Origin of the sequence: Rhabdothermincola sp., from assembly GCF_036846205.1 — a bacterium.
Classification (GTDB): domain Bacteria; phylum Actinomycetota; class Acidimicrobiia; order Acidimicrobiales; family Acidimicrobilacustridaceae; genus Rhabdothermincola.
The window spans coordinates 23136-47105 of sequence record NZ_DAIUCK010000009.1 but is presented as its reverse complement, the minus strand read 5'-3'; the positions used below and the strand labels follow the sequence as shown (position 1 = coordinate 47105).

24 protein-coding genes are annotated in these 23970 nt (G+C 69.7%); 19 read left to right on the top strand and 5 right to left on the bottom strand.

Annotated elements, in window-relative coordinates; translation table 11 throughout:
* Positions 1-166 precede the first annotated feature (166 nt).
* On the bottom strand, positions 167-847 hold the full coding sequence (locus V7004_RS02730) for a response regulator transcription factor (RefSeq protein ID WP_334141925.1): 681 nt from the start codon (positions 845-847) through the stop codon (positions 167-169).
* Between the two features lie 9 nt (positions 848-856).
* The gene (locus tag V7004_RS02725) at positions 857-2191 is read right to left on the bottom strand and encodes a glutamine synthetase family protein (RefSeq protein WP_334141922.1); all 1335 of its coding nucleotides are present in this window, start codon (positions 2189-2191) and stop codon (positions 857-859) included.
* Positions 2192-2394: 203 nt separating this feature from the next.
* Between V7004_RS02725 and glnII the strand changes: the two genes are divergently transcribed.
* From glnII to V7004_RS02700, 5 genes are all read left to right on the top strand, one after another.
* A complete protein-coding gene (gene glnII, locus V7004_RS02720; protein ID WP_334141920.1) occupies positions 2395-3396 on the top strand; it encodes a glutamine synthetase GlnII in 1002 nt (333 codons plus the stop codon).
* A 200-nt stretch (positions 3397-3596) separates the two neighbouring features.
* The gene (gene glnA / locus V7004_RS02715; RefSeq protein WP_334141918.1) at positions 3597-5024 is read left to right on the top strand and encodes a type I glutamate--ammonia ligase; all 1428 of its coding nucleotides are present in this window, start codon (positions 3597-3599) and stop codon (positions 5022-5024) included.
* A gap of 219 nt (positions 5025-5243) precedes the next feature.
* Entirely contained in the window at positions 5244-5834 is a 591-nt protein-coding gene (locus V7004_RS02710; protein WP_334141916.1) for a hypothetical protein, read from the top strand.
* Positions 5835-5947: 113 nt separating this feature from the next.
* Positions 5948-6562, top strand: coding sequence for a HupE/UreJ family protein (locus tag V7004_RS02705; RefSeq protein ID WP_334141914.1), 615 nt, complete (start codon positions 5948-5950; stop codon positions 6560-6562).
* Between the two features lie 17 nt (positions 6563-6579).
* Entirely contained in the window at positions 6580-7341 is a 762-nt protein-coding gene (locus tag V7004_RS02700) for a maleylpyruvate isomerase family mycothiol-dependent enzyme (protein ID WP_334141912.1), read from the top strand.
* 10 nt (positions 7342-7351) lie between these two features.
* Here V7004_RS02700 and V7004_RS02695 read toward each other — a convergent pair whose 3' ends face one another.
* On the bottom strand, positions 7352-10063 hold the full coding sequence (locus V7004_RS02695) for a bifunctional [glutamine synthetase] adenylyltransferase/[glutamine synthetase]-adenylyl-L-tyrosine phosphorylase (RefSeq protein WP_334141910.1): 2712 nt from the start codon (positions 10061-10063) through the stop codon (positions 7352-7354).
* Between the two features lie 45 nt (positions 10064-10108).
* On the opposite strand from V7004_RS02695, the gene V7004_RS02690 reads away from it, so the two are divergent.
* The 5 genes from V7004_RS02690 to V7004_RS02670 all read left to right on the top strand — a co-directional run bounded on the left by V7004_RS02690 (position 10109) and on the right by V7004_RS02670 (position 15183).
* Complete coding sequence (locus V7004_RS02690; protein WP_334141908.1) at positions 10109-11794, top strand: NAD+ synthase; 1686 nt, start codon at positions 10109-10111, stop codon at positions 11792-11794.
* Between the two features lie 71 nt (positions 11795-11865).
* Positions 11866-12522 carry a hypothetical protein gene (locus tag V7004_RS02685; RefSeq protein ID WP_334141905.1) on the top strand — a complete coding sequence of 219 codons (657 nt, stop codon included), beginning with the start codon at positions 11866-11868 and terminating at the stop codon, positions 12520-12522.
* Entirely contained in the window at positions 12519-13382 is an 864-nt protein-coding gene (locus V7004_RS02680; RefSeq protein WP_334141903.1) for a DUF455 family protein, read from the top strand. Before V7004_RS02685 ends, V7004_RS02680 begins: the two co-directional genes overlap by 4 nt.
* Positions 13383-13420: 38 nt before the next feature.
* Positions 13421-13945 carry a hypothetical protein gene (locus tag V7004_RS02675; RefSeq protein ID WP_334141901.1) on the top strand — a complete coding sequence of 175 codons (525 nt, stop codon included), beginning with the start codon at positions 13421-13423 and terminating at the stop codon, positions 13943-13945.
* A gap of 299 nt (positions 13946-14244) precedes the next feature.
* Positions 14245-15183, top strand: a complete 939-nt coding sequence (locus V7004_RS02670) for a sigma-70 family RNA polymerase sigma factor (RefSeq protein WP_208027560.1) — start codon at positions 14245-14247, stop codon at positions 15181-15183.
* Positions 15184-15267: 84 nt separating this feature from the next.
* Here the strand turns inward: V7004_RS02670 and V7004_RS02665 are convergent, their stop codons facing one another.
* The gene (locus V7004_RS02665) at positions 15268-16185 is read right to left on the bottom strand and encodes an HAD family hydrolase (RefSeq protein ID WP_334141897.1); all 918 of its coding nucleotides are present in this window, start codon (positions 16183-16185) and stop codon (positions 15268-15270) included.
* Positions 16186-16350: 165 nt separating this feature from the next.
* Here V7004_RS02665 and V7004_RS02660 point away from each other — a divergent pair, with 165 nt between their 5' ends.
* From V7004_RS02660 to V7004_RS02630, 7 genes are all read left to right on the top strand, one after another.
* Complete coding sequence (locus tag V7004_RS02660) at positions 16351-17001, top strand: hypothetical protein (protein ID WP_334141896.1); 651 nt, start codon at positions 16351-16353, stop codon at positions 16999-17001.
* Positions 16998-18158 (top strand): CpaF family protein, encoded by a 1161-nt coding sequence (locus V7004_RS02655; protein ID WP_334141895.1) that lies wholly within the window; start codon positions 16998-17000, stop codon positions 18156-18158. Before V7004_RS02660 ends, V7004_RS02655 begins: the two co-directional genes overlap by 4 nt.
* Positions 18155-18913: a type II secretion system F family protein gene (locus tag V7004_RS02650; protein ID WP_334141893.1), complete on the top strand. Its 759-nt coding sequence runs from the start codon at positions 18155-18157 to the stop codon at positions 18911-18913. Before V7004_RS02655 ends, V7004_RS02650 begins: the two co-directional genes overlap by 4 nt.
* 179 nt (positions 18914-19092) lie before the next feature.
* Positions 19093-19713, top strand: coding sequence for a type II secretion system F family protein (locus V7004_RS02645; protein ID WP_334141891.1), 621 nt, complete (start codon positions 19093-19095; stop codon positions 19711-19713).
* An 84-nt stretch (positions 19714-19797) separates the two neighbouring features.
* Entirely contained in the window at positions 19798-20001 is a 204-nt protein-coding gene (locus V7004_RS02640; RefSeq protein WP_334141889.1) for a DUF4244 domain-containing protein, read from the top strand.
* On the top strand, positions 19998-20381 hold the full coding sequence (locus V7004_RS02635; protein ID WP_334141886.1) for a TadE/TadG family type IV pilus assembly protein: 384 nt from the start codon (positions 19998-20000) through the stop codon (positions 20379-20381). Before V7004_RS02640 ends, V7004_RS02635 begins: the two co-directional genes overlap by 4 nt.
* 121 nt (positions 20382-20502) lie before the next feature.
* Positions 20503-20700: a hypothetical protein gene (locus V7004_RS02630; RefSeq protein ID WP_334141882.1), complete on the top strand. Its 198-nt coding sequence runs from the start codon at positions 20503-20505 to the stop codon at positions 20698-20700.
* A 40-nt stretch (positions 20701-20740) separates the two neighbouring features.
* On the opposite strand, the gene V7004_RS02625 is transcribed toward V7004_RS02630, so the two are convergent.
* The gene (locus tag V7004_RS02625) at positions 20741-23068 is read right to left on the bottom strand and encodes a DEAD/DEAH box helicase (protein WP_334141880.1); all 2328 of its coding nucleotides are present in this window, start codon (positions 23066-23068) and stop codon (positions 20741-20743) included.
* Between the two features lie 118 nt (positions 23069-23186).
* Here V7004_RS02625 and V7004_RS02620 point away from each other — a divergent pair, with 118 nt between their 5' ends.
* Together V7004_RS02620 and V7004_RS02615 are read left to right on the top strand one after the other, a co-directional pair.
* Positions 23187-23534, top strand: a complete 348-nt coding sequence (locus V7004_RS02620; RefSeq protein WP_334141878.1) for an STAS domain-containing protein — start codon at positions 23187-23189, stop codon at positions 23532-23534.
* The gene (locus V7004_RS02615) at positions 23518-23970 is read left to right on the top strand and encodes an ATP-binding protein (RefSeq protein WP_334141876.1); all 453 of its coding nucleotides are present in this window, start codon (positions 23518-23520) and stop codon (positions 23968-23970) included. Before V7004_RS02620 ends, V7004_RS02615 begins: the two co-directional genes overlap by 17 nt.

Genomic DNA, 23970 nt, shown 5'->3' with positions numbered 1-23970 from the left:
TGCCGAACTGTTCATGGATCCGCGGTCGGTGACCGCGTGCCGGTGAACAGTTGCGCTCCTCCTGCCGAACTGTTCATGGATCCGCGGTCGGTGACCGCGTGCCGGTGAACAGTTGCGGAGTGAGGGGGAGGGCGCGAAGGAGTGCGAAGGGGTCGTCAGCGGAGGGTCAGACGCTCCAGCGGCTCTGACCGAAGCGGTACCCGACCGAGCGGACGGTCTGGATGAGGCCAGCGTGCTCCTCCCCGAGCTTGGCTCGGAGCCGACGGATGTGGACGTCGACGGTTCGCGCCCCGCCGTAGTACTCGTAGCCCCAGACCCGTGACAGCAACGTCTCACGGGTGAAGACCTTGCCGGGGTGGGAGGCGAGGAACTTGAGCAGCTCGTACTCCATGTAGGTGAGATCGAGCGGCCGGCCGTCGATCGCGGCCTGGTAGGTCTCCAGGTTGAGCACCAGCCCGGCGTACTCGACCAGCTCGGGCCGGGTGCCACGCCCGGTACGCCAGAACAGGTGCTTGAGTCGGGCTTCCAGCTCTCGTGGATGGAACGGCGTGAGGCAGAAGTCGTCGAAGAGATCGTCGCGCAGCTCCAGGTCGGTGAGCTGGGTGCCGCTGATCAGCAGCAGCACCGGCTCGAGGGGCACGTCCCGCTTGCGCAACGCCCGGCACACGGCGAACGCGCCCTCCGGGTCCCGGTCAGCGCACACGATCGCTCCTGCCCAACCGTCGTGGGGCTCGTGACGGGTGATGCCGCTCTCGTCCCCGACCGACTTCCACGGGTAGCCGCTGAGGTCAAGGGCCTGGGCGAGTTCGGGCGGCGGTGGGTCCGGGAAGAGCAACAGCGGTTCCATCGGTCGCCGTCAGAGGTTGGGCAGGTACCGATCCAGCTCGAATTGGGTCACCTGGGACTTGTACGCGAACCACTCGGCCCGCTTGTTCCGCAGGAACCACTCGAAGATGTGCTCGCCCAGCGCCTCGGCCACCAGCTCGGACCCCTCCATGAGGTCGAGCGCGTCGGAGAGGGACTGCGGGAGTGGCTCGATCCCTTCGGCGGCCCGCTCCTCGGGGGTCAGCTCGAAGACGTTGGCCGACGACTCCGGCGGGAGCTCGTAGCCCCCTTCGATGCCCCGCAGGCCGGCCGCGAGGATCACCGAGAACGCCAGGTAGGGGTTGCAGGCGGGATCGGGGGCGCGGTACTCGATCCGGGTCGAGGACTCCTTGCCTCGCTTGGTGACAGGCACCCGGACCAGCGCTGAGCGGTTGTTGCGAGCCCAGGTGACGTACACCGGCGCCTCGTAGCCGACGATGAGGCGCTTGTAGGAGTTCACGATCTGGTTGGTCACCGCGGTGATCTCCCCGGCGTGATGCAGCAACCCGGCGATGAATCCCCGGGCCACCTTCGACAGGCCGTACTGGTCGCCGGGCTCGTGGAAGGCGTTGCGATCACCTTCGAACAGCGACATGTGGGTGTGCATGCCCGACCCCTGCACCCCTGCGAGGGGCTTGGGCATGAAGGTCGCGTACGCCCCCTGCTCGAGGGCGATCTCGCGGACCACGAGCCGGAACGTCATGACGTTGTCGGCCATGCTCAGCGCATCGGTGTAGCGCAGGTCGATCTCGTGCTGGCTGGGAGCGTCCTCGTGGAACGAGTACTCGACCGGGATGCCCATCGCCTCCAGCACCTGCAGGGTGCGCTTGCGCAGGTCGCTGGCCACGTCGGCGGTGGTGAGGTCGAAGTAGGAGCCGGAATCGAGTGGGCGCGGGAGGTGGGAGGGGTCGCCGTCCTCGAAGTAGAAGAACTCCATCTCCGGGGCGACCATGAACGAGAAGCCCTTCTCCCGGGCCCGGTCGAGGTTGCGCTTGAGCACCTGGCGGGGGTCGCCTTCGAACGGCGTGCCGTCGTGGTTCAGGATGTCGCAGAACATGCGGGCGGAGACGTCCTCGCGGTCCCCCCAGGGAAGCAGCTCGAAGGTGTTCGGGTCGGGTCTGGCGAGCACGTCGCTCTCCTGCACCCGGCTGAAGCCGTCGATGGCGGAGCCGTCGAAGTGCATGCCCTCGTCGAAGGCGTTCTCGAGTTCTGCGGGGGAGATGGCGACCGACTTGAGCTGGCCGAGCACGTCGGTGAACCACAGGCGGATGAGCCGTACCCCACGCTCTTCCACCGTTCGGAGCACGTAGTCCTGCTGGCGTTCCATGGCCGCATGTTTACACGGGCCGTGCGGTGCCCGGCCGGGCCGCTTCCGTGTTCACATAGCGTTCACATTCGGGAAAAGGCCGGGAAACAGCGTGTTGCGAACCTGCTCGCACCCCGCACGATTGCGTGGGTGAACCGTCCCGAATCAATGTCGGCTGCGCTGGGACCGTGGAACGCCGACCGGATCTGTGAGTAGGAGACCTCGTGAGTTACAGGGCTGAGTACATCTGGATCGACGGCACCGAGCCCACACCGCTGCTGCGCTCGAAGACCAAGATCATCCCCAGCGGGGAGGAGCCCGGCATCTGGGGCTTCGACGGCTCGAGCACGAACCAGGCCCCGGGCAATGCGTCGGACTGCGTGCTGCGCCCCGTGTTCGTCTGCCCGGACCCCATCCGAGGCGGCGACGACAAGCTGGTGATGTGCGAGGTGCTGCTGACGGACTTCACCCCGCACCCCACCAACACCCGGGCGGCCTGCGCCGCGGCGGCCGAGAAGTACGCGGATCAGGAGCCGCTGTTCGGCATCGAACAGGAGTACACCTTCCTGAAGGACGGGCGCCCGCTGGGCTGGCCGCAGGGCGGGTTCCCCGGTCCGCAGGGCCCGTATTACTGCGGTGTGGGCGCGGACGAGATCTGGGGGCGCGACATCGTCGAGGCCCACACCAAGGCGTGCATGGACGCGGGCCTGCACATCTCGGGGACGAACGCCGAGGTGATGATGGGCCAGTGGGAGTTCCAGATCGGGCCGGTCGCCCCGCCTCAGGTGGCCGACGAGCTGTACGTGGCGCGGTGGCTGCTGTACCGCATCGCCGAGGACTTCGACGTCGCGGTCACCATCGACCCCAAGCCGATGCCGGGTGACTGGAACGGCGCCGGCGCCCACACGAACTTCTCCACCAACAAGATGCGCGAGAGCTATGACGCGATCATCACCGCCTGCGAGGCGCTGGGGAAGAACGCCACGGAGCACATCGAGAACTACGGCGCGGGTGTCGAGCGGCGGCTGACGGGCCTGCATGAGACCGCGCCGTGGACCGAGTTCAGCTACGGCGTGTCCGACCGGGGCGCCTCGGTGCGTATCCCCTGGCAGGTGGAGAAGGAGGGCAAGGGCTACATCGAGGATCGCCGCCCCAACGCCAACTGCGATCCGTACACGGTGACCCGCCTCATCGTCGAGACCTGCTGCGGCGCGCTGGCGAGCTGACGTTCGCCACGCCCGCCGCTCATCGATCTGGATCGGCGGATCCTCGGCGGCCCCTCCGGCACCCCGGCGGCGTGGGTGGGGAGGGGCCGCTAGTGTCCTTCCGTCCCGTGCCGTGCACGGGGCTGGCGCCGGTGCGATGCCGGCGGTGGTCACGCGCTGAGCGGTCAACGCGCTGAGCGAGCTGAGGAAAGGAAGCTGCCGTGCAGGAACGCACTCCCGATGAGGTCCTCGCGCTGGTCGAGAGCGAGGGATGCGAGTTCGTCGACTTCCGGTTCTCGGACCTGCCCGGGATCATGCAGCACGTCACCATCCCAGCTCGGCTGCTCGGTGAGAGCCACTTCACCGAAGGCCACGGCTTCGACGGGTCGTCGATCCGCGGGTTCCAGGAGATCCAGGAATCCGACATGGTGCTCATCGCGGATCCGAACACGTGCTATGTCGACCCGTTCATGAAGCGCAAGACGGCGGTCATCCACTGCTTCGTGGCCGACCCCGTCACCGGCGAGAGTTACTCGCGCGATCCGCGCTACGTCGCTCAGAAGGCCGAGGCCTACCTGCGCTCGACCGGTATCGCCGACACCGCGTACTTCGGTCCCGAGTCCGAGTTCTTCGTGTTCGACGACGTTCGCTTCGACACGAGGGCCAACGAGTCCTACTACTTCGTCGACTCCGTGGAGGGCATCTGGAACACCGGTGCCGACGAGCTGCCCGGCAACCTCGGCTACAAGCCCCGCACCAAGCAGGGTTACTTCCCGGTGCCGCCGACCGATCACTACCAGGACCTGCGCTCGGAGATGGCAGCCACCCTCCACGAGGTGGGGATCGAGACCGAGCTGCACCATCATGAGGTGGCGAGCGGCGGCCAAGGTGAGATCGGCATACGGTTCTCCACCTTGCTCGACCAGGCCGATCAGCTGATGACCTTCAAGTACGTGCTGAAAGGGGTCGCCTGGCAGGCGGGCAAGTCGCTGACATTCATGCCGAAGCCGCTGTTCGAGGACAACGGCTCGGGCATGCACACCCACCAGTCGCTGTGGAAGGGCGGCGAGCCGCTGTTCTACGACGAGGCGGGTTACGCGGGGCTGTCAGACATCGCCCGCTGGTACATCGGTGGGCTCCTGCACCATGCACACGCGGTGATCGCGTTCACGAATCCGACCACGAACAGCTTCAAGCGCCTGGTGCCCGGCTACGAGGCCCCGGTCAATCTCGTGTACAGCCAGCGCAACCGCTCGGCTGCCTGCCGTATCCCGCTGGCGTCGCAGAGCCCCAAGGCCAAGCGCATCGAGTTCCGCTGCCCCGACAGCACGGCGAACCCGTACCTGGCGTTCTCGGCGATGCTGCTCGCCGGCCTCGACGGCATCCAGAACCGCATCGAGCCCCCCGCGCCGGTCGACAAGGACCTCTACGACCTGCCGCCCGAAGAGCTGGCGAAGGTGCCGCAGGTGCCGGCATCGCTCGATGAGGCACTGCGAGCGCTGGAGAACGACCAGGACTTCCTGAAGGTGGGCGGGGTGTTCACCGACGACCTGATCGAGACCTGGATCGAGTACAAGCGCCGCAACGAGATCGACGCCATCCGCCTGCGCCCGCACCCCTACGAGTTCGCCCTCTACTACGACATCTGAGGAGGGCAGCCGCTGATCTGCGTGGGTCCGCGGCCGCCTTGGTCCGCCTGTGGTCCGTCCGGGAAGGGACGCCAACGTACCCGTCCGGGCTCGTGGCGACGAGCTGGTCGGTGATGGCTTCGGTGTCGGTCGGTACCGGCCGTGCTGCCGATCTCGGATCCATCGCCTAGGCTCGTGCGAGCCGGGTCCGCCCCGGGTGCTGGGAGAAAAGAGAATCCGATGAAGCGAAGCCTCGCGGCGATGGCCGTTCTGATCGTTCTCGCCGCGTCTGGGGTCGGGCTGGCCAGCTCAGCTGGCGCTGCCGTCAACACCTACAGCGGTGTGCTCGACAACAGCGATCCGACGATGCCCGTCGTGCCCCTCATCTTGACGCCGAACTGCACCGGCGGCACCACCCCCATCAGCGTGCACTACGAGGTCATCCCGTTCACGAACGCGGTCGGTGGGACGTACACCTTCGTGCAGTACCCGTCGACGGCGGAGATCGCCCTGTACGTCATGGAAGGCAGCTTCGACCCGGACGACCCTGTCCCGACCTGCGTGGCGGCGAGCAACACGAATCCCATCAACCTCAGTTTCGAGTTCACCGCGGGCACCGACTACTACGTCGTGATCATCGACGACACCTTCGCCCAGCCTGGGGGCACCTGGGAGCTGCAGGTGACCCAGCCCGATCCGCCGACCACCACGACATCCACCTCGACCACCACGACCTCGGCCCCCACCACGACCACCACCGCTCCCGCGTCGACCTCCACCACCGCCCAGCCGGCCGCAGCTCGGGTGGCCCTACCTCGCTTCACGGGCTGACGGGTCGACTCGAACCGGGAGGGCGCGGCGGGAGCCGTGACCCCCCGCCGAGCAGGCCGCCGACGGGATCCTGATCCCCGGGCCCGGGCCGGAGGACTCGCTAGGGTGCTCCCATGACGTACCGCTCCGAGTCGCGCCCGCTCCTCCGGCACGCCGTGGCGGGGATCGCCGGGGTCGTCGCCGCAGGCGTGCTCGTCGCCTCGCCGGCGGCCGCCCACACCGGTCTGTCCACGCACGGGGTCGCCGACGGACTGACCCATCCCTTGACCGGGGCCGACCATCTGTTGGCCATGGTCGCCGTGGGCGTGCTCGCCGCGCTCACCCCCGATCGGCGGATCGCCTGGCTGACGCCGGCGGGTTTCCTGGCCGGCATGGTCGTGGGTGGCGTGGCAGGAATCGTGGGGATCGCGGCCCCGTTCACCGAGCTCGCGATCGCGGCGTCGTTGGTGGCGCTGGGAGGCCTGATCGCCGTCAGATCCGAAGGCTCCGGGCTCTGGCTGCCCCTCGTGGCCGCGGCGTTCGGCGCGCTGCACGGGCACGCCCACGGCTCCGAGCTACCGGAGGGCGCGGCAGCCCTCGGCTACGTCGCCGGGTTCGTGACCTCCACGGCGTTGCTGCACCTCAGCGGTGTGGGGATCGGCCTGCAGCTGCGGAAGGCCTCGGCCCTGAGGGTGGCCGCCGGGGCGCTGGTCTCCGGCGTCGGGGTGCTGCTGCTGGTGTCACCCTAGGTGAGAGCCGTGGAGCGATGAGCGAGCGCACCGACGTGGTGACCGCGCTGAGGCAGCAGCAGGCGGAGCTGGAGTCGCTCGTCGACCACCTGAGCGAGGCGGACTGGTCGCGGCCGTCTCCATGTGAGGGGTGGGATGTCGCCGATGTGGTGCTCCACCTGGCGCAGACCGACGAGTTGGCGGCGGGGAGCCTGCGAGGCCAGTTCGACGCGGCCCTGGCGCGCCTCACCGACGGGCTACCGCCGTCCACCTCGATCGACGACGGTGCCGCGGCCATGGTGGCGAACGAGCGGGACATCGGCCCCTCCGCCATCTTCGAGCGTCATCGCGCCTCGGTGGCCGCGCTGGCCGACGCCATCGAGCACACCGACCTGTCGACCCGGGTGCAGTGGGTGGCGGGCGAGCTGTCCGCCCGGACCCTCGTCTCCACCCGGTTGGCGGAGACCTGGATCCACACCGGTGACGTCGCCGACGCCCTCGGCGTGGCCCTGCCGCCGACCGACCGGCTCTGGCACATCGCCCGTCTCGCCTGGCGCACCCTCCCGTACGCCTTCGCCCGCGCGGGTCAGCAGCTCTCGGGTCCGGTCGCGCTGATCCTCACCGGCCCGTCGGGGGAGATCTGGTCGTTCTCCGACGGCACCCCCGCGACGACGGTGACCGGCGATGCCTTCGAGCTCTGCCGGGTCGCGGGTAGGCGCCTCCGTCCGGAGGACACGTCACTCACGGCTGCCGGCCCTGATGGCCCGGACGTGCTTCGTCTGATCCGCACCTACGCCTGAGACGGCGCCGTCACCCCTGCTGCCCGTAGAACACCCGCTCCACGACCCGGCGAGCTCGGCGGGTCACCCGCCGGTAGCGCTCACGCAGCTCGGTCGGGGTGGTGTCGAGTGAGCGGGCCAGCCAGCGCAACGGCTCCGGCTGGGTGGGCAGGGAGTCGCTCGGCGCGCTGTTCACCAGGAACCAGCGGTTGCGCACCTCGCCGCAGTAGCGGTACGCCTCGGCGAGCACGTCGGCATCGGAGCCGTCGAGCACGTCGGCTCGTTCGAGCGCGGCGAGCGCGGGCAGGGTGCCGGTGGCGCGCACGCCGGAGCGAAGCTGGAGCATCTGGGCGGTGAACTCCACGTCCGACAGCGACCCTCGGCCGAGCTTGAGGTGGAACAGCGGGTCTTCACCCGGCGGGATCCGCTCGTTCTCCACCCGAGCTTTCATGCGGCGGATCTCCAGCACCTCGTCGGGTGTGAGGCCGGTGCCCCACACCCGCGGCTCCAGCGCGCCGAGCAGCCGCTCGGCGAGGTCGCGATCGCCGGCCACGGGTCGGGCCCGGACCATCGCCTGCCGTTCCCAGGTCTGCGCGTAGTCACGCCAATAGGACAGGAAGCCGTCGAAGCTGCGGGCGAGGGGCCCCTGCTTGCCCTCGGGTCGGAGGTCGGCGTCGACCTCGAAGATGCGCTCGGCGGGGGTGGAGCCACCGACGAAGCGCACCAGCCTGGTGGCGACCCGGCTTGCCTCCTCGGTCGCGGTCGTCGACGTGCCCTCGTAGACGAACAGCACGTCGAGATCGCTCGGGTACGACAGCTCCGCCCCTCCGAACCGGCCCATACCGATCACCGCGAACGGCACCCGGGGGTCGAGGCTGGCGAGGGCGGCTTCGAGGGTCGCCTCCGCCAGCCGGGTCAGATCCTCACCCACCGTCTCGAGCGACGCGTGCCCGAAGATGTCGCGGGCCGCGATGCCGAGCAGGTGGCGATCCTTCCAGCGCCGGAGCGCTTCCTGCCGATCGGCGAGCTCCCCCCGCCAGGCGATCGCGGCGCGCGCACTCGCCACCAGCTGGTCGCGGGGAAGGGTGAGGAGCCGTTCCTCGTAGGGCAGCCGGGCCACCAGGTCGGGGTTGTGGGCGATGGTGTCGCCGAGCAGCCGGCTCGTGCCCACCAGGGTGCAGAGGCGTTGCGCCACCTCGGCCGAGTCGCGGAAGGCTTCGACCAGTAGGCGGGTGCGCTCGGCGGTGCCGAAGAGGTTCCGCAGCATGAGCAGGCCGAGGTCCGGGTCGGGCGACGTCGAGAGCCAGTCGAGCAGCAACGGGAGGAGCTGCTGCATGAGCCGACTCGAGCGGTTGAGGCCACGGGTCAACTCGCGCACCGCGGCCTGGGTGCGCTTCGCGTCGGTGAAGCCGAACGCGGTGAGCCGTTCCACCGCGGCCTCGGGGCTCATCGCCTCGGTGGCGCCCGCGAACGCCTCGAGCAGGGGGCGGAAGTAGATGCGCTCGTGGATCGAGCGGACGGTGACCTGGCGCCGGCGCAGCTCCGAGCGGAGCCGCTCGACGGCGGTCCCCTCCACCGAGTCGCGGTATCCCAAGACCCGGGCGAGCTGGTCCACCGCAGCCTCGTTGGTGGGAAGGGTGTGGACCTGTTGATCGTCGACGAGCTGCAGGCGGTGCTCGACCGCCCGGTAGAAGCGGTACGACTGCCCGAGCAGGTTGGCGTCGTCGTCGCCGATGTAGTCCGCCGCGGCCAGCTCGCGGAGCGTGGCGAGGGTGTTGGGGGAGCGAAGCGCGGGGTCGGAATGGCCGTGGACCAGTTGGAGGAGCTGCACGGTGAACTCGATGTCACGGATGCCGCCCGGGCCGCGCTTGATCTCCCGATCGGCCAGGCCTCGCTTGGTGACCTCGGCCTCGGCGCGCCGCTTCATGGTTCGCAGCGAGCGCAGGTCGTCGGCGCTGAAGGGGCGTGACCACAGCCATCGTTGCGCGGTGTCGTGCCAGCGTCGGCCCAGGGCCGCGTCGCCGGCCACCGGCATGGCCTTGAGCAGTGCCTGGAACTCCCACGGCTCGGCCCACCGGTCCCAGTAGGCCTCGTAGGAGTCGATGCTGCGCACCAGCGGGCCGTCACGGCCCTCGGGACGGAGGTTGGCGTCGACCCGGAAGCACTGCTTGGCGATGCCCATGACCTGGCGGGCCAACGGCTCGATGTCCTCCCGGCGACCCTCGCTCACGAAGACCACGTCGATGTCGCTCGAGTAGTTGAGCTCCTGGCCGCCGAGCTTGCCCATGCCGATGACCGCCAACCCTTCGGCGAGGCTCATCGCGCAGGCCGACTCGAGCACGTCGATCGCCAGCCGGGTCAGCGCCTGGCCGGTCGCTTCCAGGTCGTCGAGGCCGGTGAGGTCGCGAGCGGCGATGCGCAGGTACTCGAGATGCTTCCAGTGGACGAGGTGCTCGACGGTGGCGTTGTCGACCGGAGGTCGCGCGTCGAGATCGGCGAGAATCCCCCGTGCGTCAGGGTGCCCTTCGAGGAGCCTGGTCAGTGAGCGGCTGGCGGCCACCACCGCCAGCAGCGACCGGCGCATCCGGTCGTCCTCGCGCAGCCGGTCGAGGAGGTCGGGGTCGGCCTCCACCATGCGCTCCAGCGCGGCTCGCACGAACACGGGCGCGGCCGACCGCTCGATCTCGTCGTCGAACCCCATGTGGCCGATCCGTCCCGGCTTCGACGCTGGCGTGCGCGACACCGGGGCCAGGCTAGGCGGGAGAGGCCACCGGTAGCCTGGCTGCTCATGCGACGGGTCCGCATCGCCTGCGCTCAACTCAACGTCGTAGTCGGCGACCTTGATGGCAACGCCGAGCGGATCGTCGAGTGGATCCAGTCGGCCGAGACCGACGGGTGCGACCTGATCGCCTTCCCCGAGCTGGCGCTCACGGGCTACCCGCCAGAGGACCTGCTGCTCAAGCCGGGCTTCGTCGAGGACAACCTCGAAGCCCTCCACCGCATCGTGCCCCGGGTCGGGCGCTGCGCAGCGGTGATCGGCTTCGTCGACCGTGACCCGGAGAGCCTCTACAACGCGGTCGCCGTCTGTGCCGGTGGCCGGATCCGGGGTGTGTACCGCAAGCGGCGTCTACCCAACTACGCGGTGTTCGACGAGCAGCGCTACTTCGAGGAGGGTCGTGAGCCACTCCGGCTCTACGAGATCGGCGGGGTGCGGGTGGGGGTGTCGATCTGCGAGGACGCGTGGGCGCCGGGCGGGCCGATCGCACAGCTCAGCCGGGGCGGCGCGGAGCTGATCGTCAACGTGAACGGTTCGCCGTACCACGCCGGCAAGGTGCGCCAGCGGGAGGAGATGCTCGCATCTCGGGCTGATGAGGCCGACTGCCCCATCGTCTACGTGAACATGGTCGGTGGCCAGGACGAGCTGGTCTTCGACGGTGCGTCCTTCGTCGTGACCAACGACGGGGAGGTCGTCACCCGGGCCGGCCAGTACACCGAGGAGCTGTTCATCACCGATCTCGAGGTGCCGAGCCGGCCATGGCCGGAGGCGGCGCTCCCGATCGAGATGGTCACTCGGGAATCCGCCGCCACCGGTCCGGTACTGGTCGCGGTGCCGGCCGAGCCGCTCGAACGGTGGGCGGAGGTCTACGGGGCGCTGGTGGCCGGCACCCGGGACTACGTCCGGAAGAACGGCTTCCGCGAAGTGGTACTCGGCCTGTCGGGGGGCATCGACTCGTCGCTCGTCGCCGCGGTGGCGGTGGACGCGCTCGGCCCCGATCGGGTGCACGGTGTGCTCATGCCGTCGCGCTACTCCTCTGCCCACTCGATCAGCGACGCCGAGCAGCTCTGCGCCAACCTCGGCATCGAGCACCGCACCATCGTCATCGAGCCGGCGTTCGAGGCCTTCCTCCAGATGCTCGCCCCATCGTTCGGTGAACGACCGGCGGACACCACCGAGGAGAACATCCAGCCACGGATCCGGGGCACCCTCCTGATGGCTCTGTCCAACAAGTTCGGATGGTTGGTGCTCACGACGGGCAACAAGAGCGAGATGGCGGTGGGGTACGCCACGCTGTATGGCGACATGGCCGGTGGGTTCGCGGTCATCAAGGACGTCCCCAAGACCTGGGTGTTCGAGCTCTGCCGCGACCTGAACCGTCGAGCCGGCCGGGAACTCATCCCTCAGACGGTGATCGACAAGCCGCCGTCGGCCGAGTTGCGACCGGACCAGCTCGACACCGACAGCCTGCCGCCGTACGACCAGCTCGATCCGATCCTTGCGGCCTACATCGAGCACGACCGCACGGCCGGGGAGCTGATCGAGCTCGGGTTCGACCCGCAGCTCGTCCGACGGGTCGTCCGGCTCGTCGACCTCGCCGAGTACAAGCGCCGCCAGGCGCCACCAGGGGTACGGGTCACCACCAAGGCGTTCGGGAAGGATCGCCGCCTGCCGATCACCAACGGGTACCGCGGCTGATCGGATCAGTACACTCGCTTCGAGCAGCGGTCGTAGCCAGCCGATCGCACGGACTCACACAAGGGGGACGTGTGGCCGATCCGGACAAGCCGAGGGCGGCATTCGCACCATGGGATCGGCGGGAGCTGCCGGGCCTGTTCGGCGTCGAGGAGTCGGCCAAGCGAATCGGTCACTACAAGTGGATCGAGATGCGGCTGTTCGAGGTGTTGGGCGGCTGGGTGGCCACGGTTCCCGAGCTCGACGTGAAGCTGCGCCTCGGCACCCACTGCTACCACCATGCGTGGCACGCGGAGCTCTGGCACAAGCGGCTGCCCGAGCTGCGCGAGATGAACCCGGACCGCCTCACCGTGCCACCCAACGACGAGTTGGTGGCATTCGTGGACGCGATGAGTGAGCCGGAAGCGCCGGGCGAGACCATCGAGAAGCTGGTCGGCGTGTACCGGGTGCTGATCCCCGCCAAGATCGCTGCGTACACCTTCCATCTGAACAACACCTCGACCATCACCGACGCGCCCACCATCCGCTCGCTCAGGTTCATCCTGCAGGATGAGTTCGAAGACTGGCGTGACGGTGAGATGTTGCTGCAGTCGCTCATCGAGACCCCGGCCGAGGTCGAGCGCGCGGCTGCGCACCAGGCGAGACTGCAGACGCTGCTGCTCAGTGCCGGGGGGATCGCCGGCCCGGGGTCGATCGGCTCGGTCGAGTCCACGGAGGAGGTCACGTCGTGAAGAAGCACCTGCCTGCTCAGGAGCTCGCTCGCGACCGCCGGTTCGTGCGCAGCGACATCGTCGACCAGATCAACGATCCGCGGACTGCCAGCCGCGGTGGCCGTCGCCGCGGCTCGCAACGACTCACCCCCGAGGTACCCGACGCCCCGGATCGGGCACGGGCGCTCATGCACGGGATCTTCGTCGGCGAGCTGCAGGCCCTCGAAGGCGCCGGCCGCACGTGCTTCGACTTCGAGGTGGCCACGAGCAACGATGGGAGCGCGGCGCGAACCGACGAGGTGCCCTTCGAGCTCAAGCTCGACATGGCCAGGCAGTGTTGGGACGAGGCCCGCCACTGCGAGATCTCCGTGAAGCTCGGCGAATGGATGGGTACCGAGATCGGTGAGTTCGGCGAAGGGGTGTTCCTGTACCAGGCTGCCTGTGCGCCGGATCCGGTGCTGCGCCTGACGGGGGTGAACCGGGCGCTCGAAGGGCTGGCGATCGACGTGTTCAACACCATGCGCGAGTTCGCCCAGGTGGCCGGGGACCCGGTGCTCGAGTTCTGCGAGGACTGGATGCTCGCCGACGAGGTCACGCACGTGAAGATGGGCTCGAACTGGCTGCGCCGGCTGACCGCGGACGATCCCGATCGGCGTGAGCAGGCACTCGAGTTCCAGCGCACGGTCGACAAGCTGTTCTCCCTGGGCGGGTTTCGTGGGGAGGAGGACGACAGCCCCATTCGTCTGGCGCGGCGGTTCCGGGAGTTGGCGGGGTTCGATCAGCAGGAGATCGACGAGATCGCCGAGCTGTCGCACGAGGCTCGCCGGGTGTTCGAGAGCCGGGTCCAGGCTGCGAGCACGCTGGCCGAGACCACCGGTTGACGATGCCTGCGGTCGCCGTCTCCCCGGAGAGGTTCACGATGGTGTCGTTCGACGCCGGTGACATCGGTGCCATCGTGGAACAGTTGGCCCGTGAGATCGGCTTACCGGACCACCTCCCGATCGCGGTCGACGTCGACGAGTCGGTGCCGCTCGGTCGGGCCCGCATCCGGTCGATCGAACCGGTGGTGCTCGACGTGCAAGGGGGCGCCTTGGAGGACTCGAAGCGCCTGCGGGCGTTCAGCCCGCAGGCGGCGACCCGGGCGCTGGGCCGCCTCCTGTTCCAGGTCCGGGATCTGCTCGATCCGGCCTTCGGTGACCCGCCGCCGGACGATGAGCTGTCTCTCCAGCTGCGTGTCGCCTGGGATGTGAACGCCGCGGGCCGCCTCGAGCGGCTCGGTCATCCGGCGCAACGCCAGCGCTGGCTCTACGCCTTCCGGACCCGACATGGCTTCAGTGACGAGGTCGATCGGGCCTTCGAGCACCTGTGGGAGTCAGGCAACCTGGTGTGGGGAGACATCGAGCGCTGCTCCGCCGAGGCGCGTTCCTCCGTCGTCGGGGCCTGACCTCTCCGGTTGTCGGTCTCTCCGCCCGCAACGCTGCCACCGGAAGGGCGCCGAAACTGGATGGCGATGGTGGTCTCTCCTGGTGAAAAAGCGTTCCTGAAGGCTCAAGACCACGGAAACTTGACCGAACCTAGGAAAGACCGGCACGCCGAGTCGGGTTGGGCCTCTTGACCACCTCGGTATCGTAGGGAGAGCCCCGGCCCGGGCACGGCGTCAGACATATCGCTTGCCACGGACCGTCCGGCCAGGTCAGTCAGGTCTGCCCGCCCGGCCAGTGGCCGCTGAACGAGAGGTGCACGTTGCCCAAAGAGCGTGTCGAGCGCGACGAAGAAGACCTCGTCCGACTCTACCTCACTGACATCGGTCAGTACCCGTTGCTCACCAAGGACGACGAGGTTCGCTTGGCACAGGCGATCGAGGCCGGCAACGCCGCCCGGGCCGATCTCGAGGCCGGCGGCAAGGACCTCACCCCGGCCCGCAAGCGCGAGCTGCGCCGCCTCCTGCGCGAGGGCGAGGAGGCCGAGCGCACGTTCGTGCAGTCCAACCTCCGCCTGGTCGTCTCGATCGCCAAGAAGTACCAGGCCTCTGGCCTGCCCCTCCTCGATCTGATCCAGGAGGGCAACCTCGGCCTGATGCACGCGGTCGAGAAGTTCGACTGGCGGAAGGGCTTCAAGTTCTCCACGTACGCCACGTGGTGGATCCGCCAGGCGATCACCCGCGGCATCGCGAACACCGGTCGGACCATCCGGCTGCCCGTGCACGCAGGCGACACCTTGGCTCGTCTCCAGAAGGCACGTGCTCGGCTCGAGCTCAAGCTCGGGCGGCCGGCCACGCTCGCGGAGCTGTCGGCCGAGGTCGAGATGCCCGAGGACAAGGTCACCGAGGCGCTGCGCTTCGCCGCTGAGCCGCTCTCGCTCTCCGAGCCACTGCGTGAAGACGGCGATGCCGAGCTGGGCGACGTGGTCGAAGACCGATCCGCGGAGTCGCCCTTCGAGGTTGCCGCCACCGCGTTGCTGCCGGAGGAGATCACCCGGCTGCTGAGCCCGCTCGACGAGCGCGAGCGTGAGATCCTCAAGCTGCGGTTCGGGCTCGATCGCGGCGAGCCTCGTACGCTGGAAGAGGTCGGCGAGCACTTCAACCTGACCCGCGAGCGCATCCGCCAGATCGAAGCCCGGGCCATGTCGAAGTTGCGCCACCCCTCGAGCGACACCGGTGCGCGCGACCTGCTCGCGGTCTGAGCGCAGCCGGGCTCGAGGAGCGGCTGGCCGCTGCACGAGCTCGGGACAGACCCTAAGCTGAGGCCATGAAGAAGCTGCTCGTCCTCATCGTCGTGGTCGCGCTCGCCGCTTTCGCGGTGAAGAAGCTCCAGGAGTCCTGAACCTCCGAGCGAGCAGCGGCGCGAGCGCACGCTCGGCTCCGGCTCGCACCCGGGCTGCCCCGGTGGGCGGGGGAGGCGCTGGCCGTCGCCGTAGCAACCACCACACGGCGCTGGCCACCGCGGCCGCGGTCACGGTGGAGCCCGCGACGAGCACGGCAATGCGTGGCGGGGGCATGGGCACTCGTTCGCGCAGTGGAACCCCGATCCGGAACTGCCGCATCTCCCAGCCCCGCTGTCGCGCGACGCGCGCCAACTCCCGGTCAGGGTTCACCGCGACGGGGTGCCCGACGGCTTCGAGCATCGGCAGATCCGTGATGGAATCCGAGTAGGCGAAGCTGCGGTCGAGGTCGATGCCCTCCAGCTCCGCGATCCGGCGCATGGCCTCGGCCTTGTACGGACCGTAGGAGTAGAACTCGACCTCGCCGGTGTACCGCCCGTGCTCGTCGAGCCGGGCCCGGCTTGCGATCGCCTCGTCCACGCCGAGGTACACCGCCAGCGGCGCCACGATCTCCTCCGGTGACGCCGACACGATGAACACCCTTCGGCCGGCCGCCCGATGTTCCGCGATGAGCGCGAGCGCTTCGTCGTAGACGATGGGCTCGATGACATCGGCGAGCGTCTCGCGCACCAGGGCGCTGACTCGAGCCTGATCCCAACCTTTGGTGATCCGCAGGGCCGATTCCCGGAACCTGCGCATGCGCTCCTCGTCCGCCCCGAGGGTCTGGAACACCAGCTGACTCCAGAGCGCACGGGCCAGGAGCAATCGGGAGATCATGCCCGCTCGCAGCAGCGGCGGGCCGAAGGCCACCATCGACGCCTTCGCGATGACGGTCTTGTCCAGGTCGAAGAACGCCGCCTCCACCGGGGCGAGCATAGGGTCGCCGCCGCTGGCCGTCGCGTTGGGCCTCGAGAACCCGCGATGTCGTTCGTCACGTCTCGGACCCTTGTCCGCTACACCCGCTGTCGGTAAGGTACGCAGGGCTTCCCCCCTGCTGGCGTCTGTGCTCGCGTCTCGGGGAGGGTCGAGATGTTCGTGTCCTGCTGGTCCGCCAAGGGCGGCTCGGGTACGACGGTGGTGGCGGTGTCGCTCGCGTTGGTGCTGGCCCGCCACCGGCCCGACGGTGTCCTGTTCGTCGACACGCGCGGTGATGCGCCTGCGGTGCTCGGCATTCCGGAGCCGGATGGTCCCGGGCTGGCTGACTGGCTGGCAGCCGGCTCCGAGGTCCCCGCAGACGGTCTGGCCCGCATCGAGCGCGGCGTTGCCCCTGGTTTGGCCCTGATCGCCCGTGGCGACGGCCCGCTCGGCCGCCCTGATCGAGCGGAGGTACTCGCGGCCGTGCTCGCGGCGGATCGCCGGGCCGTCGTGATCGACTGCGGTCCGCTCGACCTGGAGGTCACCCGCGTGCTGGCCGCCTCATCGATCCATTCGCTCCTTGTGACTCGACCCTGCTACCTCGCCTTGCGCCGTGCCGTGGCCTCACCCCTCCAGCCATCCGCGCTGGTGGTGGTCGACGAGCCGGGCAGAGCGCTGTCGACCGCGGACGTCGAGGATGTCCTCGGTGTGCCCGTGGTGGCGAGGGTGCCCTACGACCCCGCGGTGGCGAGAGCCGTCGACGCCGGCTTGCTGGCGAGCCGCCTGCCCCGCGGGCTCGAACGGGCATTGAGGCATGCAGCATGAAGGCCGTCGATGATGTCGTGCACGGGCGCTTGCTCGCGGATCATGGCCGGGATCTCACGAGCGCCCATCGAGGTGAGCTGCGGGCGCTGGCCCGTGATGCCGCCCCGCTGCTGCCGGGTCGGGTGCTCGAGCGGGCGGTCGAGCGGGTCGAAGCGCGCATCCGGGGGCTCGGACCGCTCGAGCCCATCTTGGCCGATTCAGGTATCTCCGAGGTGATGGTCAACGGCGGCGGCGCGGTCTGGGTCGAGCGTCACGGTGAGCTGCTCGACACCGGGCTGCGACTCGATGAACCGACGGTGCTGCTGTTGATTGAGAGGGTGGTGTCACCGCTGGGCTTGCACGTCGACCGGTCGAACCCGGTAGCCGACGCCCGCCTCGCCGACGGTTCCCGGGTGCACGCCATCATCCGCCCCCTCGCGGTGGACGGGCCGTGCCTCACGATCAGGCGCTTCGGCGCCCGCCGGATCGAGCTGCACGAGATCTGCGGCCCGGGTGTGGCAAGCCTGCTTCGGTGGGCTGTCGGCGCTCGGCTGAACATCCTGGTCGCGGGGGGTGCAGGGGCGGGTAAGACCACCCTGCTCAACGCGCTGGCTGCGTACGTGCCTCGCGCCGAACGGGTGATCACGGTCGAGGACGCGGCGGAGCTCCGTCTGCCGGGCCCGCACGTGGTTCGTCTCGAGTCCCGTCCAGCGAATGCCGAGGGTGTTGGTGAGGTGCGCATCCGGGACCTGGTGCGGAGCGCGTTGCGCATGCGTCCTGATCGCCTGGTGGTGGGGGAGATCCGCGGTGGGGAGGCGCTCGACATGCTGCAGGCCATGAACACGGGCCACGACGGTTCGCTGTCGACGTGCCACGCCAACAGCCCCGCCGACGCGGTCCGGCGGCTCGAGACGCTGGTGTTGATGAGCGATGTGGCACTGCCGCTCGCCGCGGTTCGCGAGCAGATCGCCTCGGCTCTCGACCTCGTCGTGCAGGTGGCCCGCCGGCCAGGTGGCCGCCGGGCCGTGGTCGCGCTTGACGAGCTCGCTTCGAGACCGGCGACCGACGGCACGATCGGCACCAGGCCCCTCATGCGATCCGGGCGCCTGGAGGCGCTGCCACGCCGGCCGGCGCGAGGCGATGCTCCATCGCCCGATCCGGGCTGGGTGGGTGCGTGAGCGCCGCGTTGATGGCGGGAGTGCTCGCTGCCGGTTCGGTGGTGCTGCCCGTGGTCACGATCGAGGGGGCCGCTCGGGGCATCGCCCGGGCGCGAGCATTGGGGCGGCTCGACGAGGCGGGGCTCCGGGGTCGCCCCTCCGGCGGGCCCTTCGCCTGGTCTGGGATGCTCGTTGCATCACTCGCCTCGCGAGCGGGCCGGCGGCGCCGGCTCGTTGCAGCAGACCGGGCGCTCCCCGACTGGATCGAGGCCGCGGCTCGCGCCGTTCGCTCAGGTGCGTCGCTCGGACAGGGGCTGTGCCTCGCCGTTCGAGCCGTTCGGGACACACCGCTCGGCTCCGACGTGGCCGTCCTCGCCCGTGATCTCTCGGAGGGGCGAACCGTGGCGGAGTCGATCGATCGTTTCGCCGGTGATTCCCCCAGTGAGGCCCGGCAGCTGGTCTGCCGCGCGCTGTCCCTCGTCGCTGAGCTCGGTGGCCCGCCGGGCATGTTGCTCGACGGCATCAGCGCGACGCTCCGTGATCGTCTCGCAGCCGGTCGCGAGGCACGGGCGCTGGCCACCCAGGCCAGGGCGTCGGCCGTGGTGATGGCCGCCGCTCCGGCGGCGTTCGCCGCAGTGGGAGCAGCAACCGATGGGCGCGTCGCCGGGTTCCTCGTCGGATCGCCGCTGGGGTTGTTGTGCCTGGTGAGCGGCCTGACCCTTGAGGCCGCTGGCGGGTGGTGGATGGCTCGGCTCGTCCGGAGCGCGTCTGCATGAGGGCTGCGGCCCTCGGGTTGCTGGTGGGTTGCACGGCCGCGCTGGTGCTCCGTGGTGTGGTGCCCGCTCGGCGACCAGCACGCGTCCGGGAGCTCCGACCCCGGTGGACTCCGCAGGAGAGGAGAGCGGTGGCGCGAGCGGCCGGATGTTGGGCGAGCGCAACCACCTCGCTGGGGGCGATGCTGAGGCGACTCGTGGGCCGGCGGGACGACGAGGGCGCCGCCCGTCGCCTCGGTGCCGCGGTACTGGCCGGTGGAGCAGCCGCCTTGGTCCATCCGTTGGCGGGGCCCATCGCCGGATCCGCGGCCTGGGCGGTACCGCTGCTGCGGGCCCGCCACGAGCAGCGGCGGCGCGAGCGCGAGGTCGTCGACGGGCTCCCCGACGTGGTCGACCTGTTCCGGCTCGCTGCCGGTGCCGGGCTGACGGTGGGCCAGGCCGTGAGTGCGGTGAGCGACCGCGTCGACGGGCTTTACCGGATCGTGCTCGCGGAGGTCGTGCGTCTGATGCGGCTCGGCGTCCCGCTGGCTGATGCACTGGAGGTGCTCCGGATGCTCGGCGATCCCGTGCTGCCCTTGCACCTCGCGTTGTCGTCGTCCGTGCGGGACGGTTCCCGTCTGGCGGAGCCGCTGAGGGGGGTGGCCGCGGAGGCGCGCGACATCCGTCGCCGGGCTGCCCAGGAGCGTGCCCGCCGCCTGCCCGTCCAGCTCCTCTTCCCCCTGGTGCTGTGCATCCTCCCTGCGTTCGGGCTCCTCACCGTGGTGCCCCTGTTAGCGGGGACCCTGCGCTCGCTGTCGATCTGAGCGCGGCGGGTCGCTCGGCACGCCGACCAGCGTGCCCTCTGGTCGAACCGGGCCCAGGCTCGGATCGGAAAGGGGAGAGTTCCCATGCTCCAGTTGTTCGTTCGGTTCCAGGTGATGCTCGTCGGGCCGCGACGGCGCGACGAAGGTCAGACAACGGCCGAGTACGCCCTGGTGTTGCTCGGGGCGGCGGCAGTCGCCTTGCTGTTGGTCGGGTGGGCCACCAAGACCAACCGCATCGGCAAGTTGCTCGACTTCGTGCTCGACCAGATCGTGGGGCGCGTCACGTGAGCAGGCCGAGGAGGGGGGAGCAGGGCCAGGCCACGGTCGAGCTGGCGCTGCTCCTCCCCCTCGTCGCGGTGTTGGCGCTCGCGGTGGCTCAGGTCGTGGTGGTCGGGTACCGACAGGTGCTGGTCGTCCACGCGGCTCGTGAGGGGGCCCGCAGCGCCGCGGTCACCGATGCCGACCGGCTGACGGCCGCCCGCCGAGGTGCCGAGCGGGCCGGTGGGCTGGACCCGGGTCGGCTCGACGTCGACATCCGGGTGGTTGGCGACCGGGTCGATGTCGAGGTGCGATTCCGCGAGCCCACCGATGTGCCGGTGGTCGGTCGGCTGGTCCCTGACCTGCAGCTCGCCGCGACCACGGCGATGCGCATCGAAGGGCCACCGTGAGCGGGTCGTCCCGGGGGCGGCCGCGCAGCGGCCGCCTGATCGCCGCAAGCCCGCGGCCTAGCATGTCGGCGGCGATGCGACGGGTTGTCGGCCCGTTGAGAGGAGTGCGGAGGCAGGTTCCATGGCGACGATCACGGAGCAGTTGCAGCTGGCCAAGAGCACGAGCGGCTCGGCCACGATCGTCTTGCGTTCGGGGAAGACCATCAGCGGACCGGTCGAGGACATCAACCTTGCCGATGGTGTGGTTGTCGTCGACGGCTGGACGGTGCGTATGGACGAGATCGCCGGCACACGTGCCGGGAACGGTGCCGCCTCCTGATCTCGTGATGCCAGGGGGCGAACTGGCTCTTCCCTACCGCTCACTCCAGTACGGCTCGCAGTAGAGCGACCGCCCCCGCCTTGTCGAGCGGCTCGTTGCCGTTGCCGCACTTCGGGGACTGCACGCACGAGGGGCAGCCGTCGGGGCAGAGGCAGGACTCGACGCTCTCGAGCGTTGCCGCAAGGTGTCGGTCGGCCGCCCGGAACCCGAGCTCGGCGATGCCAGCACCGCCGGGGTAACCGTCGTAGATCACGATGGTCGGCGCTCCGGTTTCGGGGAGCAGCGGGGTGGAGACGCCTCCGACGTCCCAGCGGTCGCAGATGGCGAACAAGGGCATGATGCCGATCGCCGCATGCTCCACGGCGTGCAACGTCCCTGGCATCCGGGCGGGCGTGATCGCCGCATCGTCGAGCACATCGAGGCCGATCACGTACCAGAAGGCCCGGGTGACAAGTTGCGTCGGTGGAAGGTCGAGATCCTCGTGACCCAGCAGCTCCCCGGTGAAGGCGTCGAAGCGCTTGTAGCCCACGACCCTCGAGCGGACGCGCACCGTCCCCAATCCCAGGCCGCTGCGCCCGACCCATCGGTCGTCGTCGGCGGTCAGCACAGCCAGCTCGGTCTCGGTGCGCGGCTGGGTGTACTCGCCGCCCTCTGCGGGTTCCACGATCGCGACCTGCTCCTCGAGGTCGAGGCTGTGGACCCGGAAGGCCGCTCCCTGGTGGAGGTAGATGGCGCCGGGGTGCACGAGGTGCACGGCGCGTGCCGTCTCCACCGTGCCCACTACCGTGCCATCCGAGTGCGCGATGCACAGCTCGCCGGTTCCACCATTGCGTAGCCCCACCCCGTGGGCGGGCCACCCGGTGCCAGCCCAGTACGCCGCCGGCTCTGCCGGTCCCGGGCCTCGTCGGGGGCGGAGCTTCAACCGGTCGTTGAGGACCAGCTGCCGAATGCCGTCGTCGAGCTGGTCGGGCCACCACCGTTCGTCCGTGGGGCGGAGCGGGAGCTCGTAGGCCGAGCAGGCGAGATGGGGGAGGAAGACATAGGGGTTCGAGCGGTTGATGACCGCGGGCTCCGGCGGTCGGGTGAAGACCTCTTCGGGGTGCGACATGATCCACTGGTCGAGCTGATCCTCGCCTGCCACCAGCACGGTCATGGCCGTCGACGGACCCCGTCCGGCCCGGCCGGCCTGCTGCCACATCGAGGCGATCGTGCCAGGGAACCCGTCGAGTACGCAGGCATCGAGGCCACCGATGTCGATGCCCAGTTCCAGCGCGCTGGTGGCCACCACGCCGCGTAGCTCGCCCTGGGACAGGAGGGCCTCGATCTCTCGGCGCTCTGCGGCCAGGTAGCCACCGCGGTACGGCCGCACGGTGTTGGCGAGATCTGCCGGCAGGTGGCGCCGGATATCGGCGGCCACGATCTCGGTGGCCTTGCGACTCCGGCAGAAGGCGATGGTGCGCACCCCTGATGACACGAGCTGCGCGGTGATCCGGGCGGTCTCCCGGTTGGCGGATGCCGGGGGACCGTGCCCGTCCCCCGATCCCGGTCTTGTGATGCCGCCGGCAGGGTTCCACAGCACGAAGATCCGCTCGCCGCGGGGCGAGCCGTCGTCGGTCACCGGGGTGACCTGCTTGCCGCACAGCTCGGCCGCCAGTCGCTCGGGAGTGCCGATCGTGGCCGACGTGAACACGAAGGTCGGATCGGAGCCGTAGTGGGCGCACAGCCGGCGGAGCCGGCGGAGCAGGTGGGCGACGTGCGTGCCGAAGATGCCCCGCAGGGTGTGCAACTCGTCGACCACGACGTAGCGGAGCCGCATCAGGAACGTCGCCCACCGCGCGTGGTGCGGGAGGACACCGACGTGGAGCATCTCGGGGTTCGTGAGCACGACGTTGGCGTGGGCGCGGACCCAGGAGCGGGTCTCCGGCGTGGCGTCGCCGTCGTAGGCTCCTGCCACCATCGGTGGGACGGCGAGCCGGGTGAGGGCCCGGAGTTGGTCCTGCGCCAGCGCCTTGGTGGGGTACAGCAGCAGGGCGGTTCCCGGCCTGCTGCGATCGCTGACTGCCTCGGCGATGGGCGCCTGGAAGCACAGGGACTTCCCCGAGGCGGTTCCTGTGGCGATGGCCACCGATCTGCCCGCGCGGATCAGGGCGATCGCCTGTGCCTGATGACTCCAGAGGGCATCCACGCCGAGTCGCTCCCAGATCTCCCGAGGCAGCGGATCGGGGAGCGAGCCCAGGCGAGCCGGGCGGGCCGGCTGCCGCTCGACGTGCACCAGGCGCGGGTCGGAACCGATGGCCGCGAGGAAGGCTTCCAGGGCGGTTGAGGAGGCGGCGTGCGGCCGGGTGTCGGCCGCCAGAGCGGAGGCCACCTCAGGGATGATACGAGTGGCACCGCCGTAATTACAGGGGTGCAGGATCGGGCACCCACCGTGCTCGTATACCCTCGGAGCGGTTCTCGTCCGAGGACAAAGGCTGGAAGGACACGTCGTGCTGTTCGAAGTCGGGGTCTCCCACCGGGAGGGCTGGGTCGTGATCGCGGTCACGGGCGAGCTCGACGTCGCCACCGCGCCTCGACTTCGCCAGGAGGCCATCCGCGTCGTGGCCGAGGGGAACCACCGGTTGGTGATCGATCTGGGTGGCGTCGACTTCCTGGACTCCACGGGGCTGGGGGTGATCATCGGGATCCTCAAGCGGGTTCGAAGCCACAGCGGCGAGCTGACAGTGGTCGGCCTGACGCCCAAAGTTCGCAAGGTGTTCGAGGTCACCCGGGTCCTGGAGATCCTGCCGATCTTCGACACGGTCGACGATGCGATGGCCGGTGCCGGCAGTGGCTGAGGTCGAGCTGGTGATCCCCGCGCGAGCCGCGTACCTGGCCCTCGCCAGGCAGGTGGTGGCTGCCGCGGCGTCCGTGGAGCCCACCTTCCGTGACGAGCGCATCGATGATCTGCGACTGGCCGTGTCGGAAGCGACCACGAACGCGATCGAAGCTCATGCCGATCTCTCCCGGGACGAGCAGATCCGCATCCGCTGCAATCTCGCCGATGATCGCATCGAGGTGGAGGTGCTCGACCGTGGCCCCGGCTTCGACCCCGACGCGGTGGAGCAGGCCCCCGATGCCGAGCACCCGGAGCGGCTCGAATGGGAGCGCGGCCTCGGCCTCCCGCTCATGAGCGAGCTGGCGGACGAGACCGAGATACGGTCATCGGAGGGCGGCACTGCGGTGCGGCTCGTCGTCTACAAGCCGCGCTGGGGGCATCAACCCGGCGCCTGA

Coding starts and splice junctions, on each gene's coding strand:
- V7004_RS02725 (WP_334141922.1), bottom strand. CDS start 2,191: ATGGAACGCCAGCAGGACTACGTGCTCCGAACGGTGGAAGAGCGTGGG.
- V7004_RS02645 (WP_334141891.1), top strand. CDS start 19,093: ATGCTGAGGCGACTCGTGGGCCGGCGGGACGACGAGGGCGCCGCCCGT.
- V7004_RS02705 (WP_334141914.1), top strand. CDS start 5,948: ATGACGTACCGCTCCGAGTCGCGCCCGCTCCTCCGGCACGCCGTGGCG.
- V7004_RS02700 (WP_334141912.1), top strand. CDS start 6,580: ATGAGCGAGCGCACCGACGTGGTGACCGCGCTGAGGCAGCAGCAGGCG.
- V7004_RS02675 (WP_334141901.1), top strand. CDS start 13,421: ATGGTGTCGTTCGACGCCGGTGACATCGGTGCCATCGTGGAACAGTTG.
- V7004_RS02630 (WP_334141882.1), top strand. CDS start 20,503: ATGGCGACGATCACGGAGCAGTTGCAGCTGGCCAAGAGCACGAGCGGC.
- V7004_RS02690 (WP_334141908.1), top strand. CDS start 10,109: ATGCGACGGGTCCGCATCGCCTGCGCTCAACTCAACGTCGTAGTCGGC.
- V7004_RS02710 (WP_334141916.1), top strand. CDS start 5,244: ATGAAGCGAAGCCTCGCGGCGATGGCCGTTCTGATCGTTCTCGCCGCG.
- V7004_RS02730 (WP_334141925.1), bottom strand. CDS start 847: ATGGAACCGCTGTTGCTCTTCCCGGACCCACCGCCGCCCGAACTCGCC.
- V7004_RS02660 (WP_334141896.1), top strand. CDS start 16,351: ATGTTCGTGTCCTGCTGGTCCGCCAAGGGCGGCTCGGGTACGACGGTG.
- V7004_RS02655 (WP_334141895.1), top strand. CDS start 16,998: ATGAAGGCCGTCGATGATGTCGTGCACGGGCGCTTGCTCGCGGATCAT.
- V7004_RS02640 (WP_334141889.1), top strand. CDS start 19,798: ATGCTCCAGTTGTTCGTTCGGTTCCAGGTGATGCTCGTCGGGCCGCGA.